The sequence below is a fragment of the Cyanobium sp. LEGE 06113 genome, assembly GCF_015207615.1.
Window position 1 is genome coordinate 164,673 of the sequence record NZ_JADEWM010000005.1, and the last position, 21,889, is coordinate 186,561.

At 71.4% G+C, this 21,889-nt stretch carries 11 protein-coding genes and 2 pseudogenes; 6 read left to right on the top strand and 7 right to left on the bottom strand.

Going from position 1 to position 21,889, the window contains the following annotated elements; translation table 11 throughout:
- Positions 1-21: 21 nt before the first annotated feature.
- Entirely contained in the window at positions 22-411 is a 390-nt protein-coding gene (gene gcvH / locus IQ220_RS10265) for a glycine cleavage system protein GcvH (protein ID WP_193814525.1), read from the top strand.
- Between the two features lie 2 nt (positions 412-413).
- The gene (gcvP, locus tag IQ220_RS10270) at positions 414-3,503 is read left to right on the top strand and encodes an aminomethyl-transferring glycine dehydrogenase (RefSeq protein ID WP_193914789.1); all 3,090 of its coding nucleotides are present in this window, start codon (positions 414-416) and stop codon (positions 3,501-3,503) included.
- A 528-nt stretch (positions 3,504-4,031) separates the two neighbouring features.
- Here the strand turns inward: gcvP and IQ220_RS10275 are convergent.
- The 6 genes and pseudogenes from IQ220_RS10275 to IQ220_RS10300 all read right to left on the bottom strand — a co-directional run bounded on the left by IQ220_RS10275 (position 4,032) and on the right by IQ220_RS10300 (position 12,879).
- Positions 4,032-5,881, bottom strand: a pseudogene (locus IQ220_RS10275) (diflavin flavoprotein).
- Positions 5,881-7,679 (bottom strand): annotated as a pseudogene (locus IQ220_RS10280) (diflavin flavoprotein). The pseudogenes IQ220_RS10275 and IQ220_RS10280 overlap by 1 nt, the downstream one beginning before the upstream one ends.
- 95 nt (positions 7,680-7,774) lie before the next feature.
- Entirely contained in the window at positions 7,775-8,290 is a 516-nt protein-coding gene (locus IQ220_RS10285) for an MEKHLA domain-containing protein (protein WP_193914791.1), read from the bottom strand.
- 39 nt (positions 8,291-8,329) lie between these two features.
- A complete protein-coding gene (locus IQ220_RS10290) occupies positions 8,330-9,256 on the bottom strand; it encodes an SWIM zinc finger family protein (RefSeq protein ID WP_193914794.1) in 927 nt (308 codons plus the stop codon).
- 46 nt (positions 9,257-9,302) lie between these two features.
- Positions 9,303-12,407, bottom strand: coding sequence for a DEAD/DEAH box helicase (locus IQ220_RS10295; RefSeq protein ID WP_193914796.1), 3,105 nt, complete (start codon positions 12,405-12,407; stop codon positions 9,303-9,305).
- A gap of 37 nt (positions 12,408-12,444) precedes the next feature.
- A complete protein-coding gene (locus IQ220_RS10300; RefSeq protein ID WP_193914798.1) occupies positions 12,445-12,879 on the bottom strand; it encodes a hypothetical protein in 435 nt (144 codons plus the stop codon).
- Between the two features lie 98 nt (positions 12,880-12,977).
- Here IQ220_RS10300 and IQ220_RS10305 point away from each other — a divergent pair, with 98 nt between their 5' ends.
- The 4 genes from IQ220_RS10305 (at position 12,978) to IQ220_RS10320 (ending at position 20,405) form a co-directional block, all read left to right on the top strand.
- A complete protein-coding gene (locus IQ220_RS10305) occupies positions 12,978-15,680 on the top strand; it encodes a cyclic nucleotide-binding domain-containing protein (protein ID WP_193914800.1) in 2,703 nt (900 codons plus the stop codon).
- Between the two features lie 12 nt (positions 15,681-15,692).
- Complete coding sequence (gene alaS, locus IQ220_RS10310; protein WP_193914802.1) at positions 15,693-18,404, top strand: alanine--tRNA ligase; 2,712 nt, start codon at positions 15,693-15,695, stop codon at positions 18,402-18,404.
- 20 nt (positions 18,405-18,424) lie between these two features.
- Positions 18,425-19,639 carry a hypothetical protein gene (locus IQ220_RS10315; RefSeq protein WP_193914804.1) on the top strand — a complete coding sequence of 405 codons (1,215 nt, stop codon included), beginning with the start codon at positions 18,425-18,427 and terminating at the stop codon, positions 19,637-19,639.
- A 70-nt stretch (positions 19,640-19,709) separates the two neighbouring features.
- Positions 19,710-20,405, top strand: coding sequence for an SIMPL domain-containing protein (locus IQ220_RS10320; protein WP_193914806.1), 696 nt, complete (start codon positions 19,710-19,712; stop codon positions 20,403-20,405).
- Here IQ220_RS10320 and IQ220_RS10325 read toward each other — a convergent pair.
- Entirely contained in the window at positions 20,374-21,879 is a 1,506-nt protein-coding gene (locus tag IQ220_RS10325) for a mechanosensitive ion channel family protein (RefSeq protein ID WP_193914808.1), read from the bottom strand. The two genes, IQ220_RS10320 and IQ220_RS10325, sit on opposite strands and share 32 nt — an antisense overlap.
- Positions 21,880-21,889 lie beyond the last annotated feature (10 nt).

Below are 21,889 nucleotides of genomic sequence, written 5' to 3' on the forward strand. Positions count from 1 at the left end.
CTGTCCTGCCCCCCGCGTGCGATGGCGCTCTCCTATCCCAGCGACTGTCGCTATGCCGACAGCCACGAATACGTGCGCCCCGATGGCGACAACGTGCGTCTGGGCCTGAGCGCCTTCGCCATCGACCAGCTCGGCGACATCGTCTTTGTCGAACTGCCTGCGGTGGGGGATGCGCTCACCCAGGGCCAGAGCTGCGGCAGCATCGAGTCGGTGAAGGCGGTCGAAGACCTGCTGGCTCCGATCTCCGGGGTGGTGCAGGCCCGCAACGAGGCCGTGATCGCCAGCCCCGAAGAACTGCAGAACGATCCCTACGGCGAGGGCTGGCTGCTGCTGCTGCAGCCCAGCGAGCCGGCCCAGCTGGAGAACCTGCTGGAGGCGACGGCCTACGCCGCCAAGGTGGAGGGCCACTGAGCATGTCGTCATCGCTGATCAACACCGCAGCTCAGTCGACAGCTGAGGCCGATGCCGCAGCCCTGCCCGTTCCGGCGAACGGGAACTCAGGAGCTCCTGAGCTTCAGCTGGACCCCCTGCCCCGCCCCACCTTTGTGGAACGGCACATCGGCCCTGATGGGGCTGAACAGAGCCAGCTGCTGGCCGAGCTGGGCCTCACCAGCCTCGAAGAGCTGGCCCGCCAGGTGGTGCCGGCCGACATCCTGCTGAGCTCCGAGCAGGCCGCCGAAGGGCTGCCCGCCCCCTGCGACGAGGCCACGGCCCTGGCGGAGCTGGCCGAGATCGCCGCCGCCAATGGGGTGGTGCGCTCCCTGATCGGCCAGGGCTACCACGCCACCATCACGCCGGCGCTGATCCAGCGCCACGTGTTCGAGAACCCCGCCTGGTACACCGCCTACACCCCGTACCAGGCCGAAATCGCCCAGGGACGACTGGAGGCCCTGCTCAACTTCCAGACCCTGATCAGCGAGCTGACGGGCCTGCCGATCGCCAACGCCTCCCTGCTCGATGAGGCCACCGCCGCTGCTGAGGCGATGGCCCTGGCCCGGGCCGTCAGCAAACGCACCACGGCCAACACGTTCCTGGTGGATGCCCAGGTGCTGCCCCAGACCCTGGCCGTGCTGCGCACCCGGGCGGAACCGCTGGGCATCACGATCCGCCCGATCGATGCCGCCGGCCTGGCTGGCGACCTGGCGGCGGGCAGTGACCAAGGCCTGTGGGCGGAAGCCTTCGGGCTGTTGCTGCAGCTCCCCGGCCAGGACGGCCGCCTCTGGGACCCGGCGCCACTGCTGGCGGCGGCGGCCGTGGCGGGGGTGGTGAGTGCCGTGGCGATCGATCCCCTGGCCCAGGTGCTGCTCGCTCCCGTGGGCGAGCTGGGGGCCGACATCGCCATCGGCAGCGCCCAGCGTTTCGGCGTGCCGATGGGCTGTGGCGGGCCCCATGCGGCCTTCTTCGCCACCCGCGAGACCTACAAGCGCCAGATCCCCGGACGCCTGGTGGGCCGCTCCATCGATGCCGAGGGCCGGCCGGCCCTGCGGCTGGCCCTGCAGACCCGCGAGCAGCACATCCGCCGCGACAAGGCCACCAGCAACATCTGCACCGCCCAGGTGCTGCTGGCGGTGATCGCCGGCTTCTATGCCGTGCACCACGGTCCGGCCGGCCTCACCGCCATGGCCGAGCGGGTCACCCGGCTGCGGCTGGCCCTGGTGGCCGGGTTGCGGGCCCTGGATCTGGTCCCGGAGCCGGGCCCTGGTTTCGACACGGTGCTGCTGCACAGCCCCCGCTCTGAGCAGCTGCTGCAGGCCGCCAGGACGGGCGGCTTCAACCTGCGGCGCCTGGAGGGCGCCGTGGGCATCAGCCTCGACGAGGCCAGCAGTGCTGAGGAGCTGGCCCGGCTGCTGGCCTGCCTGGCGACGGTCACGGCCTCAGCTGGTGGGGCCTCCGGCCACGCGAGTGCGGCTGAGCTGGCCGCCGAGCGCGCCCGGCTGGCCTGCCAGGAGAGCCTGCACCAGGCCGACTGGCGCCAGGCCTGGCAGGGCATCCCCCAACGGCAGGGGGCCTGGCTGCAGCAGCCCGTGTTTCAGGAACACCGCAGCGAAACCGAGCTGCTGCGCTACATCCAGAAGCTGGCAAGCCGGGATCTCTCCCTGCTGCACGGCATGATCCCGCTGGGTAGCTGCACCATGAAGCTCAATGCCGCCGCCGAGCTGGCCCCGGTGAGCTGGCCCGCCTTCGCCCGCCTGCACCCCTACGCTCCCGCCGAGCAGCTGCAGGGCTACCGCCGCCTCGCCGCCGACCTGGAGCAGTGGCTAGCAGCCATCACCGGCTTCGCGGGCGTCTCGCTGCAGCCCAACGCCGGCTCCCAGGGCGAGTACGCCGGCCTGCTGGCGATCCGCGCCTGGCACCACAGCCGTGGCGAGCAGCACCGCGACATCTGCCTGATTCCCACCAGTGCCCACGGCACCAATCCCGCCAGCGCGGTGATGGCGGGCATGCAGGTGGTGGCGGTGGCCTGCGACGCCCAGGGCAACATCGACCTGGCCGATCTGGAGGCCAAGGCCAGCCGCCATGGCGAGCGCCTCGCCGCTCTGATGGTCACCTATCCCTCCACCCACGGCGTGTTCGAAACCGCCATTCGCCGCATCGGTGAGCTGGTGCATGCCCAGGGCGGTCAGGTGTATCTCGACGGCGCCAACCTCAATGCTCAGGTGGGCCTCTGCAAGCCGGGTCTCTACGGCGCCGACGTCTGCCACCTCAACCTGCACAAGACCTTCTGCATCCCCCATGGCGGCGGCGGCCCCGGGGTGGGTCCGATCGCGGTGGCAGCCCATCTGGTGCCCTTCCTGCCCGGCGACCCCTCCGAGCTGCAGCCGGCTGCCGCCGGGGCTGGGCCGGTGGCAGCGGCGCCCCTGGGCAGCGCCTCCATCCTGCCGATCAGCTGGATGTACATCCGCATGATGGGAGGCTCCGGCCTGCGGGCCGCCAGCCAGGTGGCCCTGCTCAGCGCCAACGTGCTGGCCGAGCGCCTTGATCCCCATTTCCCCGTGCTCTACCGGGGCGCGGGGGGGCGGGTGGCCCATGAGTGCATCCTCGACCTGCGGCCCCTCAAGCGCAGTTGCGGCCTGGAGGTGGATGATCTGGCCAAGCGGCTGATGGACTACGGCTTCCACGCCCCCACCGTGAGCTGGCCGGTGGCCGGCACCGTGATGGTGGAGCCCACCGAGAGCGAGGGGTTGGCCGAGCTGGATCGTTTCTGCGCCGCGATGGTGGCGATCCGGGCCGAGGCGGCCGCTATCGAGTCGGGCGCGGTGGACCGCGACAACAACCCGCTGCGGCGGGCCCCTCACACCCTGGCTGCCGTCACCGCCGACGTCTGGGACAGGCCCTACAGCCGCAGCCAGGCGGCGTTCCCGGCCGGAGAGCAGCAGCAGGCGAGCAAGTTCTGGCCCAGCGTGGCGCGGATCGACAATGCCTATGGCGATCGCAACCTGGTCTGCACCTGCCCGTCGGTTGAGGAACTGGCTCTGAAGGAGCCTTTGGCTACGGCGGCCTGAGCGGTGATCGGCCACACTGGCTCACCGGAACGTTCAAGTCAAAAGCTTTTCTTTAGACTTGGGCCATTGCCTTTTCAGCCCGATCTGTTGCAACTGCTGTTCAACGGGCTCGGTTCAGTCCCGGAGCAGGCCTCGGCCCTCCGCCATCCATCACTGGGGATCCATGAGCGGTAACGACAGCAACGATGGCCGAGGCCGCAGCGGCGGCCCAGTCAGCGCGGAAGCTGGCCCCCAGGGGGCCGGCAAGGCCCCTGGGCTTGGGCTGAAACTGGCCAGCGTCAAGCCGAGCACGGGCCCCTCCAGCGCCCGTCCGCTGATCAGTTCCGGCGGCCGCAGCGTGGGCCCGGTGGAAGGCACCAACGTGGTGCGGGTGCTTCGGGGTGCGGCAGGCCCGGCGCAGGCGCCCGGAGCGCCCCGACCACTGGGCCACCCTGGTGCTGCCCTTCCACGCTGTCGGTGGCGACCCCACGCCGCCACCCCAGGCGGCCTGAGCCGCCACGGGTTGAGCCACTCAGGGTTGAGAGCGGATCAGTAGTTTGAGCCGGTGCGCCGCTGGTGCACCGCCGTGGTGCCCTCGGGGTCGAGCACGCCACCCTCCTGGGCCTGGGCGTAGATCAGCCAGTGATCGCCGCACTCCATCCGCTGCTGCACCGTGGCCTCCAGCCAGGCCAGGGCCTCAGGAAGCACCGGCTGACCGCCGGGGGTGTGCTCCAGCTCAAGCCCGGCGAAGCGATCGGCACCGGGGCTGAAGGGCTTCAGGAACCGCTTCATCGGCCCGGTTTCCCGCCCGGCTGCCAGCACGTTGAGGGCGAACTGGTCGCCGATGTGCAGCAGGCCCTCCACGGCTCTGTCCTTGGCCACTGCCACGGTGAAACCAGGTGGGCTGAAGCTGGCCTGACTCACCCAGCTGGCCACCATGGCCCCCCCGAGGTCGGGACTGTCCGCAGCACTCTTCTGGGCCGTGAGCACGCACAGGGAACCCACCACCCGGCCGAGGGCCTTGAGGGCTGGATCGCTGCGGCTTTCGTGCAGGCCGCCGCCGCTGCGGCGCTCCTGGCGCTTGCGGACGGTCTGCAGATCACGGCCCAGGGCGGTGCCGGTTTCCTCGATCGCCTTGAGGGCCAGGGCATCGGGGCTGAACTTCACCTTGATCGGCTCGAACGCGAACTGGAAGCCGCCATCGCGCAGCTTGCTCTCGAGCAGATCCAGCGCCTCGCCGCTCCAGCCGAAGCTGCCGAACACCCCCACGGGCTTGGCCCGGTCGCCCTCCGCCAGCACCGTGCCCAGGGCCGCCACGATCGGGGTGGGCGCATGGCCGCCCAGGGTGGGAGAGCCGATCAGCAGAGCATCGCAGGAGCGGATCGCCGCCTGCAGCTGATCCGGCTCGCTGAATTCACAGTTGATGCTCTCCACCCGCACGCCGGTGCGGGAAACGCCCCGGGCCAGGCCATCGGCGATGGTGGCGGTGTTGCCGTAGGCACTGGCGTAGAGCAGCGCCACCGAGAGCTCGATCGGTTCTGGCCCTCCCCCCAGCGGCGGTAATCGGCCAGAAGGCTGCGCCAGCTCTCGGCGATGGCCGGGCCGTGGAATGGGGCAATCGTTCGGATCGGCAATTCGTCGATCCGATCGAGAACGGTTTCCACCTGCCGGGCCATGGGGGCCATCAGGCAGTCGTAGAACCAGCGCCGGTCCTCCTCGGCGCTCGTGCGGTTGGCCTCGGCGAACCCCTCCTGACAGATGTGGGCGGAGAAGAACTTGCTGCTCATCAGCAGACCCGTGGACTCCTCAAACGCCATCAGGGCGCCGGGCCAGCGGGGGGTGGGAACGGGGATCAGGCGCAGCTGCAGCCCACCGGCCAGGGGGCGGCTGGCCTCCTGCTTCACCACATCGATCGGCGGCTGGGGCGGCAGCGGCGCCAGCTCCGGTGCGCCCGGGGCCGGCGGACGGCGTTGATCCCAGAGCTCACGCACCAGTTTGGCCCCGGCATTCGAGGCCACCAGGGCCAGGTTCGGCCAGCGGGCGGCCAGGGCCCTCAGCAGTTCCACCCTGTTGGGGTTCACCACTCCCACCACCACCTTCAGCGCCTCATGGCTCGGAACCAGCTCCGCCAGAGCAGCGAAGAACGGTTCGGCGTAGGTCATGCCGGGGGGATGGATCAGCACCGGCGGCACCGTGTGGCCGGTGCTGGTGCTGCCCTGCTCAAACAGGAAGCTGTTGGCGGTGGTGCCCCGTTCGAGGCCGTATTCCACCTCAAAGCGCGAACGGCGTGGACTCAGGCCCCGCAGGCACACCAGCGTGGGCTCCAGACGGATCACCAGCACGCGGCGCTCGGCTGTCGGGGCAGCCTGGGCGGGCGATCCGCCGATCGAGGTTGTCATCAGTAGTGGTTGCCCACCTTGCGGTGGTGCACGGCGGTGGCGGCCTCAGTGTCGGCCACGTTCCCCACTTCCACCTCGGCGTAGATGATCCAGTGGTCAGGCCCCTCCATCCGCTGGGCCACGCGGCATCCCAGGAAGGCCAGGGCATCCCCGAGCACGGGCCCGCCCGCGGCGGCGCCCTCCACGGTGGCCACTCCGGCGAAGCGGTCGGCCCCGGGCGGGAAGCGCTTGAGGAAGTGGCGCAGCAGCAGCTGGTGGTTGTCCTCCCGCAGGATGTTGAGCACGAAGCGATCGCCCACCTGGAGCAGGGATTCGATCGCCCGGTCCTTGGCCACGGCCACGGTGAGGCCGGGTGGCTCAAAGCTGGCCTGACTCACCCAGCTGGCCACCATGGCGCTGCTGAGGCTGCCGCCATCCTCGGTGGTCTGCTGGGCCGTCACCACGTAGAGCCCGCCGCTCAGGCGGCCCAGGGCCTTGTCCAGGTCGCCGTCGAGCGCCTTCATGGCCGCGATCGTGCGCGCCTTGGTGAGCAGCTGGCCCAGATCGGTGCCGGCCTCCTCACAGCGCTGGTAGTCGTCCGCATGGGGCACCTGGCGGATGCGCAGAGGCTCGAAGGCGGCCTTCTGGCCGAGGCTGCGCAGCCTGGAGGCCACGGTGTCGATCGGCTCGTCGTTGCCGCCGAAGGCGTCGTAGCAGGCCACCCATTGCTTCGGCTTGATCGCGGCCAGCAGGGTGCCGATCGAGGCCTGCAGCTCGGCGTCGGGGCTGGCGGGCCAGGTGGGCACCACCACGGCGCTGGCCTCCCCCACCAGGCGCTCAGCTCCTGGGCATCGGTGGCGCGCAGATCCACCAGCTGCACCTGGGCACCGGCCTTGCCGATGCCGCGGGCGATCGCCTGGCTGAGCCGGTCACAGAAGCCGTACTGGCTCACGTAGCAGACGGCGGCATAGGTCTCACCGGCGCTGCGGTCGCTGCTCCAGTCGCGGTAGTCGTTCAGCCACAGGCTGAGGTGGTGGCGCAGCAGGGGCCCATGGCCCACGGCGACTGTGTTGATCTGCGGCAGAGCGTCCATGCGCTTGAGGGCCTGCAGCACGCTGCGGGCATTGGGCCCCATCAGGCAGTCGTAGTAGAAGCGGAAGTCCGGGGCGATGGCGCCGGGGTCGCTGTCAAACAGCTCATCGGAGCAGTAGTGCAGGCCGAAGGCATCACAGGTGTAGAGGGTGCCTGTGCCGTGATCGAAGGAGAAGATCGTGTCGGGCCAGTGCAGATTCGGCGCACTCAGGAAGGAGAAGCGGTGCGCGCAGCCGCTCTCGGGGTTGGTGCCCAGGTCGAGCTCGTCGCCGCTCTTGACGGCGCGGCTCTGGAAGGGCCGGTGCACCTGATCCTGGAGGAACTGGATCGCCACCTTGGAGCCCACGATCTGGATGTCGGGGTTGCGATCGATCAGGTGGCCGATCAGGCCGGAGTGGTCGGGCTCGGTGTGGGACACGATCAGGTAGTCGATCGCGGCCGGATCGATCTGCTCCTCCAGCAGGGGCAGCCAGGTATCGGCGAACTTGAGGTGGCTGGTGTCCACCAGGGCCGTCTGAGCGCCGCGCACCAGAAAGGCGTTGTAAGTGGTGCCGTTGCGCAGCCCGAATTCGATGTCGAAACGGCTGCGGTCCCAGTCCAGGGAGCGGATCGCGGTGGTGTCGTCGGCGATGGCCTCGCACTGCAGGCTGAGGCGCGGCGACCCGGCGGCTTGGGCAACGGCACCATCAGGCCTGGCCGCGGCGGATGGGGAGGTGACAGCTGCCATGGACACCCTCGGGAAGAAACATGACTGTAGGTAACGCCTGCGGATCGTTGTCTCGATCGGCCGCACCGATCCCTGTCGCCGCCGACACCTGCCGCTCAGAGCCAGTACCAGGCGCTGAAGCGGGCGGCCTGGCCCCTGGGGCAGCCGTTGGCGTCGCGCAGGGTCCACAGCCGGGCCCCCTCAATCCGGAAGCGGCGCCCCCGGCTGTCGATCCGTACCCCGCCATAGCCGCTGAGGGCCTCAGCCGCCCTGGCCTGGCGCAGAGCCTGCTGCCGGCCGCTGCGCTCCTGGGCTGCGGCGGTGAATTTCGAGGGCAGGCCCACCATCTCCCCCCAGCGCCGGCGCCACAGCACGAGGGCGCTGCGGTTGGCGTAGATCAGCCGGGGGCCGGGGTCGGTGTCTGGATCGGCGCCGTCATGGGCGAGCACCGCAGCCGGAGAGGCGAACAGGGCCTGGGCCCGCTGCAGGTCGGAGGCGTCCGCGGCCAGGCCCGCCAGCAGGGGCCTGCCGAAGGCCTGCTGGTGGGACTGCAGGATCGAGCAGACCGTCTGCAGCGCGTCCGGCTGCAACCAGCCGGCCAGGACGTTCTGCTTCGCCTGGGAGGAGATCATCGGTGGGCTGCGATCGGGCGGGGCTGGGGCGTGGCCGGTTCAGGAGCCAGTGCCTGCGGCTGATCCCGCAGCCTCCTTCTCCTTCTCCTTCTCCTTCTCCTCATTGCCGCTGTCCATGGCCCGGGCCATGGCCTCGTTGGAGCGCTCCCGGCTGTAGGTCAGCAGGTGCTCGAGAAACAGTCCGTTGGCCTCGGGAAAGCGGGGCGACTCCGCCAGGGGCAGTCGGCCGGCGGCATCGAGCCCGGTTTCCCCCTCCATCGCCGGCGTGATCACCACCAGATCGGGCGGCAGGGGGGCTTCGTAGCGCCACCAGCGGCTGGGATCGCGGATGGCCGGATGCACGGGCTGCGCTGTGGCGAGGCCCGCGGCAGGCCGGCTGCCCTTGCCGCGGGCCTGTCTGGCCAGCATCGTCTGGCGTCGCTTGGCCAGGTCGGCCAGCAGCTGGGCGCGGGACCGGCCCCGCAGCTGGAACAGCACGAAGGGGTCCTCACTGAAGCGCTCCCCCATCAGGTAGAACACCGCGCTCACGTGCTTGCAGGGGTTCGTCTTGTCCGGACAGGTGCACTCGCTGCGCACCTCCTGCAGCTTGAAGGGGAAGAGGCGTTTGCCGGAGGCGGCGAAGGCCCGCTCGATGTCCTCCGGCATCACGCCGGCCAGCAGCTGGGCTGACCAGCGGGCGTTCTGGCTGAGGGCCTCCAGCACATAGCCCCAGTCGTCGTCGTTGAGCACGTCGAGCCAGAGCTTCACCTTGTAGGGATCGTCGCCGCTGCCCTGCACCCGGGCGTGCACCCGGCGCCCCTCGAAACGGATCGAGGTGACGTTGCCGGAGCGGGCATACTCCCAGGCCCGCTCCAGCCGTTTCTTGAAGCGGTAGGAGTTGATCAGCTCCATCCACTGGGCCACCCACCAGGCCTGCTGGCCGAGGCCCTCGTTGCCGAGCTGGGTGGTGATCGGAGTGCTGGTCATGGCAACAGGATGACGGTGGGAATCGCTGGGATCAGGCTGGGGAGGATTATTCCTCCAGGGCCACCAGGTCACGCAGCTGGCCCACGTCCAGGCCCCCCAGCCACTCTTCGCCGGAGCCCACGATGTCTTCGGCGAGTCGGGCCTTTTCGGTGATCATCCTGTCGATCTTCTCCTCCACCGAGCCGCTGGTGATGAACTTGTGCACCATCACCCGGTTCTGCTGACCGATGCGGTAGGCGCGGTCGGTGGCCTGGTTCTCCACGGCCGGATTCCACCAGCGATCGATGTGGAACACGTGGCTGGCCCGGGTGAGGTTGAGGCCCACACCACCGGCCTTCAGCGACAGCAGGAAAAGCTGCGGGCCGCGGGGATCGTCCTGGAAGCGATCCACCATGGCCTGGCGTTCCGCCTTGCTGGTGCTGCCGTAGAGGAAGGGCACCTCCTGGCGCCAGCTGCGCTCCAGGTGAGCCTTCAGCAGCAGGCCCCATTCGGAGAACTGGGTGAACAGCAGGGCCCGGTCTCCGGCCTCGATCACCTCCTCGAGGATTTCCTCCAGGCGTTGCAGCTTGGCGCTGCGGGCGGAGAACCCCTCGAAGAACTGGGGGTCGTCGCTGCTGGGCTGCTGGCGCAGGGCCAGGGCGGGATGGTTGCACACCTGCTTGAGCCGGGTGAGCAAGGCCAGCACCTGGCCGTGCTTCTGGCCCAGAGGTGCCCGGGCGATGGCATCCATGCTCTCGTCCACGGTGCGGGTGTAGAGCTTTTTCTGCTCGGGGCTGAGCCCCACCCATTCGTGCAGCTCCACCTTGTCCGGCAGGTCGGAGATGATCGAGCGGTCGGTCTTCAGGCGCCGCAGGATGAAGGGCCCCACCCTGGCCTTGAGATCGCGCAGCGAGGCCATGTCGCCATAGCGCTCGATCGGCAGCCGGTAGCGCTGGTGGAAGAAGGCCTCATCGCCGAGCACCTTCGGATTGAGGAAGTCCATCAGGGCCCACAGCTCGCTCACCCGGTTTTCCACCGGGGTGCCGGTGAGGGCGATCCGGAAGCGGCTGCTGCGGCCGGGCCGGCCCAGGTCGCGGGCCGCCATCGACTGCTTGGCGCCGGGGTTCTTGATCGCCTGGGCCTCGTCGATCACCACCCCTTGCCAGTCGATGCTCTCCAGCAGCTCGCTGTCGCGCTGCACCAGCCCATAACTGGTGAGCATCAGATCCACGCCCTTGAGGGCCTTCTTCAGGGCCGCCTCGCTGCTGGGCCGCCGCGGGCCGTAGTGCTCGCGCACCGCCAGATCGGGGGTGAACCCATGGGCCTCGCGCTTCCAGTTGGTGAGCACCGAGGTGGGGGCCACCAGCAGCACCGGCCGCTTCAGCTCCTCCTCGGCCTTGAGGTGCTGCAGGAAGGCGAGCAGCTGGATCGTCTTGCCCAGGCCCATGTCATCGGCGAGGCAGGCGCCCTGGTCGAAGCGGTGCAGGAAGGCCAGCCAGCCCAGGCCGCGCTCCTGGTAGGGCCGCAGCTGGCCCGCGAAGCCTGGTGGGGCCGGCAGTGGATCGGGGGCCTTCTGCTGGTGGTACTGCTCCAGCACCGCCTGCAGCCGCGGGCCGGCCGTGAAGGCATGGACCGGCAGGCGGTGGAAGGTGTCGCCGTCGGTGGCGGTGAGCCGCAGGGCGTCGTCGAGGCTGAGTTCGGGGTCGGCGGTGCAGAAGCGACCGGCGTTGCGCTGGTCGTTGGGACGCAGCTCGATCCAGACCCCCTTGTGCTGCACCAGGGGGCTGCGCTTGGCGGCGAGCCGCTCCAGATCGCGCAGGGTGAGGGTGACCCCGCCGATCATGAAGTCCCAGCTCCAGTCGAGCGTTTCGCCGAGGGTGAAGCCTCGGGAGCTCTTGGAGAGCTCGGCTGTGATGGACAGGCCCAGGCGGCTGGCCAGGCCGCCGGAGAGGCTGGCGGGCAGCACCACGCCCACCCCCACATCCCGCAGCTGGGCGGCACCGGTGCGCACCAGCACGAAGGCCTCCGCCGGGGTGAGCTGCATCGTGGTGGGGGTGGCCGAGTCCAGGCCCCGTTCGAGGGGCTGGAACACCGTGAGGGCGCGGCCGAGGCCCTCCAGCAGCAGCTCACCTGGCTGGGGCACGGCCACCTCGCCCAGCTGCAGGCCGCGGGTGCCCGCCGCCCAGGCCACAGCCGCCGGCACCCGCAGGCTGGGATCGGCCTCAGCCTGGAGACTGAAACTCAGCTCCCAGAGCTCATCCCCCTCGGCTGGGGTGAACAGCTCGAGGCAGGCCCGGGCCGGTGCCACCTTGCCGGCCACGGCCTCGCGCCAGTGGTGGGTGGCGATCACGAGGCGCTCCTCGTCCTCCTCGTCGAGGTGAAGACGGCCATCGCCCTTGGCCAGGGCCTTCTGCCAGGCCTGCAGCAGTGGATCGAGGCCTTCAGGGGCTGGCCTGAAGGTCTCCCGCAGCTGGCCATCGAGCAGGGCCTCCACCAGGCTGGCCACCCGCAGCCGGCCACTGCCGGGCCTGCGGCAGGCCAGGCAGGGATCGCCCTCGGGCCCGGCCGCCAGGGCGCAGGTGGCCACCTGGGGAATCCCCATGGCCAGCTGCTCGAGGCGATGGCGGTCGCCCTCCTGGTTGAGCAGGGGCAGCCAGCGGCCGTTGCCCTCCTCGATCTGGGGCAGCCAGCGGCCGCGGGCGATCAGGCTCAGGGCCCAGCGCTGCAGATGGCTCCACCAGCGCAGTTCATCGGCCATTTCCGGGTGCTTGCCCGCCAGGGGCAGCTGGCTGAGCCAGTCGGCGGCGCTGGCCGGATGCAGGGCCCAGCCCTCCACCTGCCAGGGCCACCACTGCAGCTCGCGGGGGATCGGCTCGCCGGCCTGCAGGGGCAGCCCAGACCAGCTCTGGCCATGGCTGCCGCGGCGGCCCCGGGCCGCCTGGGTGCGGCTGGGCAGGGTGAGGGTGGCGCGGGCGGGTCTGAGGGCCTCGGCCCAGTAGCCGTTGTCGTCGAGCCAGTCGGCCAGTTCGTCGGCGTTGAGGGCCAGGGGATGCTCGGGGGCCTCGGCGGCGGGCTGCAGCGGGGAGGCCACTTTCCAGGTGTCGGCCCACAGGAACAGCCGGCCCCCGGGTCCTTCGGGGGGAAACAGCCAGGTGGCGTGCAGCAGGCTCATCCCAGGGTGTTCAGAACCGGTCTCTCGACCCGGCAGGTCAGGGCGTGGGGGTCGGCCCCTCGGCCGACTGGACGCGTTGCGCCAGCAGGCGCGATCCGTGCAGCAGCAGGGCGGCGCCGACCAGCGGCAGCCAGGCTCGGATGAGCCCCATCATCACAGTTGGCGCAACCGCCACCAGTGCGGCCGGCAGCGGCAGGCCCGGCGGCCATGGAGTCAGGGCCGCCAGGCCGAGGCTGTGGATGCCGCACACCGCCCCCACCAGCCCCGCCTGCAGGTGGCCGTCATCGGGGTCAACCCGCTGCAGGTGGAAGGCCAGCAGGCCGTAAAAGAAGCCACAGCCTCCGGCACGCAGGGCTGCCTCCAGTCCCAGCGGCAGCCCCAGCACCAGGGCGGCGGCGCCTGCCCCCAGCGCCCAGGTGACGGAGCGCAGGCGCAACTGGCGGCGGGATGGCGGGCTGGCGGCCTGACTCACGGCGGCGCCCCGGTGGGGCAGAGCCTCTGCGAACCGATCATGCTCCCCGGCTAGCCGGGTCTGCCGCCCTTAGCCTGCGGCCTACCCATCCGCTCCCCATGTGGCTGTTTTCGCGGTGGCCGGAACGGCAGGCCCACCTGGTGCGCTGGCTGCTGCTGCTGGGCTGGCTGGCCCTGATCGCCTCGCTGCTGAGTCCGGCCCTGAGCGACTGGGCCCTGCGGCGGCCGCCCTGCCCTGAGGGCCTGGCCTGCCATGGTCACGGCGGCAACCAGCTGTTCTGGGGCATGGTGGTGCCCAGCGGTCTGCTGATCCTGGCGGCCGGCAGCCATGAGCTCTGGCGCCGCATCTGCCCGCTGGCCTTCGCCTCGCAGCTGTTCCGGGCCCTGGACCGCCAGCGCCGCGTGCCGGGCCGCAACGGCAAGCCCCAGCTGGCCAAGGTGGAGGGCGACTCCTGGCTGGGACGCCACCACCTGAGCCTGCAGTGGAGCCTGCTGATCGCGGGCCTGTGCCTGCGCCTTCTGGCGGTCAACAGCAGTCCCCTGGGCCTGGGCCTGCTGCTGGCCCTCACCGTGGTGGCGGCGGTCGCCGTGGGCTGGGCCTACGCCGGCAAGGCCTGGTGCCAGTACGTCTGCCCGATGGGAGCGGTGCAGCAGGTGGTCACCGGTCCCCGCGGGCCCCTGGCCGGTGCCGCCCACCTCGATGCCAGCCGCCTCACCCAGTCGATGTGCCGCACCGTGGCCGAGGACGGCCGTGAGCGCTCCGCCTGCGTGGCCTGCCAGTCGCCCTGCCTCGACATCGACGCCGAACGCAGCTACTGGGCCGGCCTGGAGGGCAAGCGGGGCCTGCGCTGGGCCTGGCTTTCCTACCCGGGGCTGGTGCTGGCCTTCTTTCTGCTCGCCCGCCAGCAGGGGCCGGAGACGGTCGAGATGCTGCGCAGTGGCCTCTGGGCCTTCGATGCCGATCTGCCCGCCCGCGCCCTCGACCTCTGGCCCCGGGCCGAGGCCGGCTGGGGGGTGCCGCGTCTGCTGGCCATCCCGGCGCTGCTGAGCGCCGCCGGGGCCGGCAGCGTGGCTCTGTTCAGCTGGCTGGAGAGCGGCTTGCGCCAGGGGCTGAGCGCCGACCACAGCCCCGAGCGCGCCCGGGCCATGGCCCGCTCGCGCACCCGGCTGCTGGCCACCTTCCTGGCCGTGAACCTGTTCTTCTGGTTCGCCGACCCCAGCCTCGGGCTGGCGGCGGGCAAGGTGGGCCAGCTGATCCGCTCCCTGGTGCTGATCGCCAGCGCCATCTGGCTGTTCCGCGGCTGGCCCCGCGACGCCGACACTTACCGCCGGGAGAACACCAGTGCCAGCCTGCGCACCCAGCTCAGGAAACGCTTTCCCGATCTGGAGGCCCATCTCGATGGACGCACCCTCGATGAGCTCACTCCCGGCGAGGTGTTCACCCTGGCCAAGGCGCTGCCCGCCCAGCTCGCCGCCACCAACCAGTCGCTCTACCGCGACGTGCTGGCCGATCTGGTGCGCAGCGGCCGCCTGGAGCGGGCCACCAGCGCCGTGCAGCTCGAGGAGTTGCGCCTGGCCCTGGGCCTGGAGGAGGCCGACCACCACGCCGCCCTGCGCGAACTCACCCTGGAGGACCCGCAGCTGCTGCAGCTCGACGCCCGCCAGCGGGCCAGCCTCAACCTGCGCGAGGAGGCTGCCGCCGAGGCGGTCCACGACCTGCTGCAGGTCGCCGGCCAGCGGGATCTGCGTCCCGGCGCCCTCGATGCCGCCCAGAGCCTGCGGCTGGAGATGATCCGCCAGGATTCCGGTCTCGACGATGGCGCCTGGCAGGCGCTGCTGCTGCGCTTCGGGCCGCGCTCGACCTTCGCCCAGCGCCAGCTGAGTGCCGGCCTCGAGGAGCTGCGCGGCGAGCTGGCCCGACGCAGCGCCATGGAGGCCGGAGCTGCCGCCGACGGCCTGCTGAGGCCGCTGTTGCCGGTGATCGATCTGCGCATCGTTGGCCGCCTGCTGCCGCTGCTGCCTCTGCTGGCCGAGTTCCAGGCTGACGATCCCCTGCTGCGCCAGTTCGCTGCCCTGCAGGCCCTGTTGTCGCCCGGGGTGGTGGGCGAGGTGCATCGCCGCGACCTCACCCTGTTGCCCCACGCTGAGCCGCAGCCCGAATCCACTCCAGAACTCCAGCCCCCCCTGGCGCTGGAGCCGCTGCCGGATCCGCTGGCCGTGCTGGAGGACCTCTGGAGCGACCCCGATCCCGAGAACGCCTTCTGGGCGCTCTGGTTGCTCGACCAGCGCGACCCCGCCCGCGCCGCGCGGCTGCGGCGCACGCCCCGCGGCGGCCTGCCCAGTTCGGCCCACCTCGAGACCCTCCAGGCCGGCACACCGCCGGCCGAAGCCGAGCTGCTCCACTTGCTGGTGCAGGTGCCCCTGTTCGCGGAGCTGTCGCCTTCGGCCCTGTTCAACGTGGCGGCCTGGGGCCAGCTGCGCGCCTGGCAGGCCGGCGCGGCGATCCTGCGGCCGGGCGAGGAGGCCACCTGGATGGCGATCCTGCTGGAGGGCAGCGCCCGCGTCAGCGGCGACGACTGGCAGGCGCGGGTGGCGGCGGGGGAGACCCTCGGCGAGATGGCCCTGCTCAGCGGCCGCCCGCGGTCGGCGTCCGTCACGGCCCTCGAGCCCTTGCGCGCCCTGGTGTTCGATGCCGCCGCCTTCGAGCAGCTGCTGCACCAGTCCTCCGGCTTTGCCCGCAGCCTGCTGCGCCAGCAGACCCGTCGCATCGAGCTGTTGAGCGATCATGCCCCCAGTGGGTAGATGACCTCAGCCATGGCCGCCGCCACCCCTTCAGCCCCCCGATCCGGGGCCGCCCGCCCCCGCAGCGGCGCCGAGATCCGCGCGGCCTTTCTCGACTTCTACGAGCAGCGCGGCCACCGGCGCCTGGGCAGCGCCTCGCTGATTCCCGATGACCCCACGGTGCTGCTCACCATCGCCGGCATGCTGCCCTTCAAGCCGGTGTTCCTGGGCCAGGCGCCGCGGCCGGCGCCAAGGGCCACCAGCAGCCAGAAGTGCATTCGCACCAACGACATCGAGAACGTGGGCCGCACGGCGCGGCACCACACCTTCTTCGAGATGCTGGGCAACTTCTCCTTCGGCGACTACTTCAAGGAGCAGGCGATCCGCTGGGCCTGGGAGCTGAGCACCGAGGTGTTCGGCCTCTCAGCTCAGAACCTGGTGGTGAGCGTGTTCCGCGACGACGACGAAGCGGCGGCGATCTGGCGCGACCTGGTGGGGGTGAACCCGAAGCGCATCATCCGCATGGATGAGGCTGACAACTTCTGGGCCTCCGGCCCCACCGGCCCCTGCGGCCCCTGCTCGGAGATCTACTACGACTTCCAGCCCGAACGGGGCGACGAGGACCTCGATCTGGAGGACGACAGCCGTTTCATCGAGTTCTACAACCTGGTGTTCATGGAGTCGAACCGCGACGCAGGCGGCAGGCTCACGCCGTTGGCGAGCCGCAACATCGACACCGGCCTGGGCCTGGAGCGCATGGCCCAGATCCTGCAGGGCGCGGCCAACAACTACGAAACCGATCTGATCTATCCGCTGATCGAAACGGCAGCGGGCCTGGCCGGCGTGGCCTACCCCAGCCTCGACGAAAAGGGCAAGACCAGCCTCAAGGTGATCGCCGACCACAGCCGCGCCATCACCCAGCTGATCGGCGATGGGGTGAGCGCCAGCAACCTGGGCCGCGGCTACATCCTGCGCCGGCTGCTGCGGCGGGTGGTGCGCCACGGCCGCTTGCTGGGCATCGACCGGCCCTTCCTGGCGGCCATGGGCGAGGCGTCGATCGCCCTGATGGGCCAGGCCTACCCCCAGCTCCGGGAGCGCCGCGAGCTGATCCTCGGCGAGCTGGAGCGGGAGGAGGCCCGCTTCCTGGGCACCCTCGAGCGGGGCGAGAAGCTGCTGGCTGAAGTGCTGGCGGCCCGGCCCCGCCAGATCAGCGGCGAGCAGGCCTTCGAGCTCTACGACACCTACGGCTTCCCCCTGGAGCTCACCGAGGAGATCGCCCAGGAGCACGGGCTCACGGTGGATCTGCCGGGCTTCGAGGCGGCCATGGAGGCCCAGCGCCAGCGCGCCAAGGCCGCGGCGGTGAGCCTCGATCTCACCCTGCAGGGCGCCATCGAGCAGCTGGCGGCGTCGCTGCAGCCCACGGCCTTCAAGGGCTATGAGGCCCTGGAGCACCCCAGCTGCGTGCTGGCCCTGGTGGTGAACGGCGCCCCGGCCGAGCGGGCCATGGCGGGGGATGGGGTGCAGATCGTGCTGGATGGCACGCCCTTCTACGGCGAGGGGGGCGGCCAGGTGGGCGACCGCGGCCTGCTGCTGGGCGGTGGCGACCAGACCGCCGCCGATGCCGGCGTGATCGTGAGCATCGCCTCGGTGAGCCGCAACCGCAGCGTGTTCGTGCACGACGGCCGCGTCGAGCGGGGCAGCCTGGCGGTGGGGGATCTGGTGACGGCCCGGGTGGACCCGGCCTGCCGCCGGCGGGTTCAGGCCCACCACAGCGCCACCCACCTGCTGCAGGCGGCGCTGAAGCAGGTGGTGGACCAGGGCATCAGCCAGGCCGGCTCCCTGGTGGACTTCGAGCGGCTGCGCTTCGACTTCCACTGCGCCCGGGCCCTGCGGGCCGAGGAGCTGGAGCAGGTGGAGGCGCTGATCAACGGCTGGATCGGCGACGCCCACCGCCTGGAGGTGCGGGAGATGGCGATCGAGGCGGCCCGCGCCGCCGGCGCCGTGGCGATGTTCGGCGAGAAGTACGGCGACGTGGTGCGGGTGGTGGATGTGCCCGGTGTGTCGATGGAGCTGTGCGGCGGCACCCACGTGGCCAATACCACGGAAATCGGCCTGTTCACGATCGTGGCCGAGAGCGGTGTGGCCGCCGGCATCCGCCGCATCGAGGCGGTGGCCGGTCCGGCGGCGCTGGCTTACCTCAAGCAGCGCGATGCGGTGGTGCGCCAGCTGGGGGAGCGACTCAAGGCCCAGCCGGGCGAGATCGTGGAGCGGGTGGCGACCCTGCAGGAGGAGCTCAAAGGCGCCGGCAAGGCCCTGGCGGCCGCCCGCGCCGAGCTGGCCGTGGCCAAGGCCTCAGCCCTGGTGCAGCAGGCCGAACGCGTGGGCGCCGAGGGGGATCAGCCTGGCTGCCGGCTGCTGGTGACGCGCCTCGACGGAGTGGATGGCACCGGCCTGCAGGGGGCAGCCCAGGACCTGGCCGCCCGGCTCGGCGACGGTGCCGCCGTGGTGCTTGGTGGCCTGCCCGATCCGGCGGACCTGAGCAAGGTGGTGCTGGTGGCCGCCTTCGGTGCTGCCGTGGTCGCCGCCGGCCCCAAGGCGGGATCCTTCATCGGTGCGGTGGCGAAGGCCTGTGGCGGCGGCGGGGGCGGCCGCCCCAACCTGGCCCAGGCCGGCGGCCGCGATGGGGCCGCCCTCGATGGGGCGCTGGCCGAGGCCCTGCTGCAGCTGCGCAAGGCCCTCAGCTGAGCAGCCAGGGGCTGCCTAGGGTGCAGGGCCCTCCGAACGGTGACATGGCCCGGCACTTCTGCGGTCTGTGGGGCTCTCTGGCCACGGCCGCTCTGCTGGGGCCCCTGGCCACAGCGGCGGCCACGGCCACCCCGGTAAGCTACGAGATCCAGGCCCGCACCGTCTCGGGCCTCGGTGCCGCGGCCGCCGGGGGCGGCCTCTCGGCGGCCGCGGTGCTGGAGCTGATCCGGGCCGAGGCGCCCGCCTCCATGCGCAGCCTGGAGCTCACCCTGCGCAGCGCCGGGCCGTTGCCGTCGCAACGCAGCGCGGAACACCGGATTCCCGCCGGCCTCGGCCTGGGTGAGGCCCTGCCCCTGCTGCCTCCGGTCGCCACGGACTCCAGGGCAACTCAGCCGAGCGCCGACGACTGGGATGCTTCCCAGGCCCAGGGGCGGCTGCTGCTGTACCGGGGCTGCACGGAGGACGGGCCCACCCCACCGGTGGAGGTGATCGAGCTGGCCCAGCTGCTGCCAGACCAGCGGGCCATGGCCATGGCGATGACCCGCCTCGGCCGCCTGATGGAGTCCGCCAACCCCGACTGGGCCCCCGGAGCGGTGGTGGGCCGCTGGCCCAACAGCCTCTCCTCGCCGCCCCTCCCCGCCCCGGCCTCCCTGGTGGGTTCCCACACGGTGCGTGGCGAGGCCATCCCGGAGATTGCCTTCGCGCTCGATCCCGGCGACGACTTCATGCAGCCCATCGCCATGCAGGCCGCCCTGGTGGCAGGGCGCTGGCAGCTCAGCTGGGCGCCCCAGACCGGGGTGCTCGGCTACCAGGTCATGGTGGCCGGCCCCGGACAACAGGAGGGGGACCTGGTGATCTGGACCTCCAATGCAGGAGAGCTGGGGGATGGCTCGCTGCTGGGGGCCCTGGCTCCAGCAGCTTTGGCGAGCGGCTTCATGGCGGACGAGGGTCGGCTGCTGGCACCCCAGCGCACCGCCTGCAGCCTGAGTCCCCAGGCCACCGCTCAGCTGCAGACGGCCGTGCTGCAGTTCAGCGCCCTGGGGGAGCCGGTGCAGCGGCAGGCGCCTGGGGTTGTGCCCGCCTGGCGCCTGCGCCTGGAACGGCAGGCCGTGCTGATCCAGCCCCTGCTGGAGGACATCCCCACCCTGTCGCCGGCTGAAGGGGCTCGGGTGGGTCCCCGCAAACCACCGCTGTTTCACCGGGGAGCCTTCAATCTGCTTCGCGGCATCTTCTGAGCGGCCGGGCCGGGTTGGATCGGCTCTGCCGGACGCAGACCATGCTGGTCAGCAGTCGTCCCCGCTTGCCATGCGTTGGCTCTCCGCCCTGCTGTTGCCTGCGCTGGTCCAGGTTGCTCACCCTTCGGCGGCCCTCGCCCAGGCCCAGGTGCAGCTCCAGTGCAGCGGCACCCTGCTGGAGGCCCGCGGCGCGGCGGAGCTCCGGCGTGAAGCCAGTCGCTTCCGCTTCTCCCTGGCCCTGGAGGCCGAGGCGGCCAGCAGTGACGAAGCCCTGGCGGCCCTCGAAGCTCGGCTGGTGACCCTGCGGCAGGAGCTCAGCACCCTGGCCGTGGATGAGCTGGAGGTCAGCTCCCCCAACACCTGGGAGCGGGGTCGCCGCGGCAGGGATCCCGCCGCCTGGGTGGCCAGCCTGCGGGTGAGCGGCAGCCTTGCCCTGCCGCAGCTGCAGCCCCTGGTGCGCCGGGTGGGGGGCCTGCCGGGGGTGCGGTTGTCGCCGGTGAGCACCGAGGCCAGCCCCGAACAGGACCGGGCCGCCCGTCAGCAGTTGTTGCGGGCCGCTTACCAGGACGCCCAGCAGCAGGCCCGCGACCTCACGGCGGTGATGGGCCTGGAGGCGTTGCGGCCGATCCAGGTGCAGGTGGAGGGCGCCCAGCGCCCGGTGCCGCTACGGGCGATGGCGGATGCCGCCCCTGCCGCCTTCGACCCCGCCGAACTGCCGCCCCCGATCGATCGCCTCAGCCTGCAGGTGTGGTTCTGCGCCCGCTGACGGGCCCCATGGCGCCGAACAGCTGCTGCATCCGCTGCAGCAGGTTCAGCTCCCGCTCCGCCTCCTGCTCCGCCGACACCTGCTCCTGTTCGCAGCGGCGGCGGTTGACCAGATGGGCCAGCTGCTCGAGGAACTGCGGTTCGGCCTCCACCAGGGGCAGCAGGTCGTCGCGTTCCACCTCCAGCAGCACGGTGTCCGCCGTGGCGCGCACGCTGGCGCTGCGGCGGGCGCCGGTGCAGAGCCCCATCTCTCCGAACACGTCGCCCACGCCCAGCCTGGCCAGGCGCGTCTGGCTCCCCTGGGGGTTGGTCTTGAGCACGTCCACGCCGCCCTGCACCACCTGGAACAGGGCGGTGCTCGGATCCCCCTCGCGCATCACCAGTTCCCCCGGCCCGAAGCGCAGGCAGCGGGTGAGCGGCGCCAGGCGCGCCAGCTGCTCAGCCCCCAGCTCCTGGAACAGCCCGTTGCGGCCCAGCAGCCTGGCCCGGGCGGCCACATCGATCAGGGCGGGATCATCGGCCGCCGGGGCCGGGTCTTTGGGCCTGAGCTCCCGCACCGGGTAGGGAATGCTGTGGCCGGCGCGGCTGAGGGCGTACCAGATGTGCTGCAGCACGGCGCTGCGCACCTCCAGCCGTTGCAGCTCACCGGCACCCTGGTGCCACACCATCAGCTCATAGGTGATGGCGCTGTCGGCGTAGCTCCCCACCCAGGCCCGCGGCGGCGGCTCCGTCAGCACCCCGGGGCAGTCGGCCATCGCCGCCTCCAGCAGGGCGCAGGCCTGGCCCGGCGGCAGGGCGTAGTCGAGACCGATGCTGAAGCGGTTGCCCACCGGCGCCCGCGGCGCGAAACAGCGCGCCATCGCCTGGGCCACGGTGTCGTTGGGGATCACCAGCAGGCTGCCGTCGGCGGGCTGCAGGTAGGTGTTCATCAGGGTGACGCTCTTGACCACGCCCGCCTCTCCATTCACCTCGATCCAGTCGCCCTCACTGAAGGGGGCATCGAGTTGCAGGCTGATGCCGGCGACCATGTCCTTGAGCGTTTCCTGGGCGGCCAGGCCCACCACGGCGGTCAGCACCGCCGAGGTGGTGAACAGCCCCACCAGATTCACCCCCGCCCGCTCGCGCAGCACCAGGGCGGTGTAGGCGGCGGCCAGCACCAGCATGGCCAGGTCGCGCAGGATCTTCGGCGGCTGGGGCCACCAGCCCAGGCTGCCGGGCACCTGCACGCCGGCCCAGGTGGCCAGCCGGATCAGGGCATAGCCCAGCAGCAGCTGGTCAAGGCTGGCGAGCCAGCGGCTGGCCGTGGCCCCCACCAGGCCGGCCGGGATGGTGGCAACGGCGCCGTGCACCAGGGCCGCGCCCAGGGGCAGCAGCAGGGGGAGATCCGGCAGCCGGGTGCGTCGCCTCAGCCAGGCGTGCAGCCCCAGCAGCCCGAGCACCAGCAGCGGGGTGAGCACCAGCCCGGGGATCGCCATCGGCAACAAC

What these genes read in the sequence shown, in the direction of transcription:
- gcvP (WP_193914789.1), top strand. Translation starts at nt 414, where the DNA reads ATGTCGTCATCGCTGATCAACACCGCAGCTCAGTCGACAGCTGAGGCC.
- alaS (WP_193914802.1), top strand. Translation starts at nt 15,693, where the DNA reads ATGGCCGCCGCCACCCCTTCAGCCCCCCGATCCGGGGCCGCCCGCCCC.
- gcvH (WP_193814525.1), top strand. Translation starts at nt 22, where the DNA reads ATGGCGCTCTCCTATCCCAGCGACTGTCGCTATGCCGACAGCCACGAA.
- IQ220_RS10285 (WP_193914791.1), bottom strand. Translation starts at nt 8,290, where the DNA reads ATGATCTCCTCCCAGGCGAAGCAGAACGTCCTGGCCGGCTGGTTGCAG.
- IQ220_RS10290 (WP_193914794.1), bottom strand. Translation starts at nt 9,256, where the DNA reads ATGACCAGCACTCCGATCACCACCCAGCTCGGCAACGAGGGCCTCGGC.
- IQ220_RS10325 (WP_193914808.1), bottom strand. Translation starts at nt 21,879, where the DNA reads ATGGCGATCCCCGGGCTGGTGCTCACCCCGCTGCTGGTGCTCGGGCTG.
- IQ220_RS10305 (WP_193914800.1), top strand. Translation starts at nt 12,978, where the DNA reads ATGTGGCTGTTTTCGCGGTGGCCGGAACGGCAGGCCCACCTGGTGCGC.
- IQ220_RS10320 (WP_193914806.1), top strand. Translation starts at nt 19,710, where the DNA reads ATGCGTTGGCTCTCCGCCCTGCTGTTGCCTGCGCTGGTCCAGGTTGCT.
- IQ220_RS10295 (WP_193914796.1), bottom strand. Translation starts at nt 12,407, where the DNA reads ATGAGCCTGCTGCACGCCACCTGGCTGTTTCCCCCCGAAGGACCCGGG.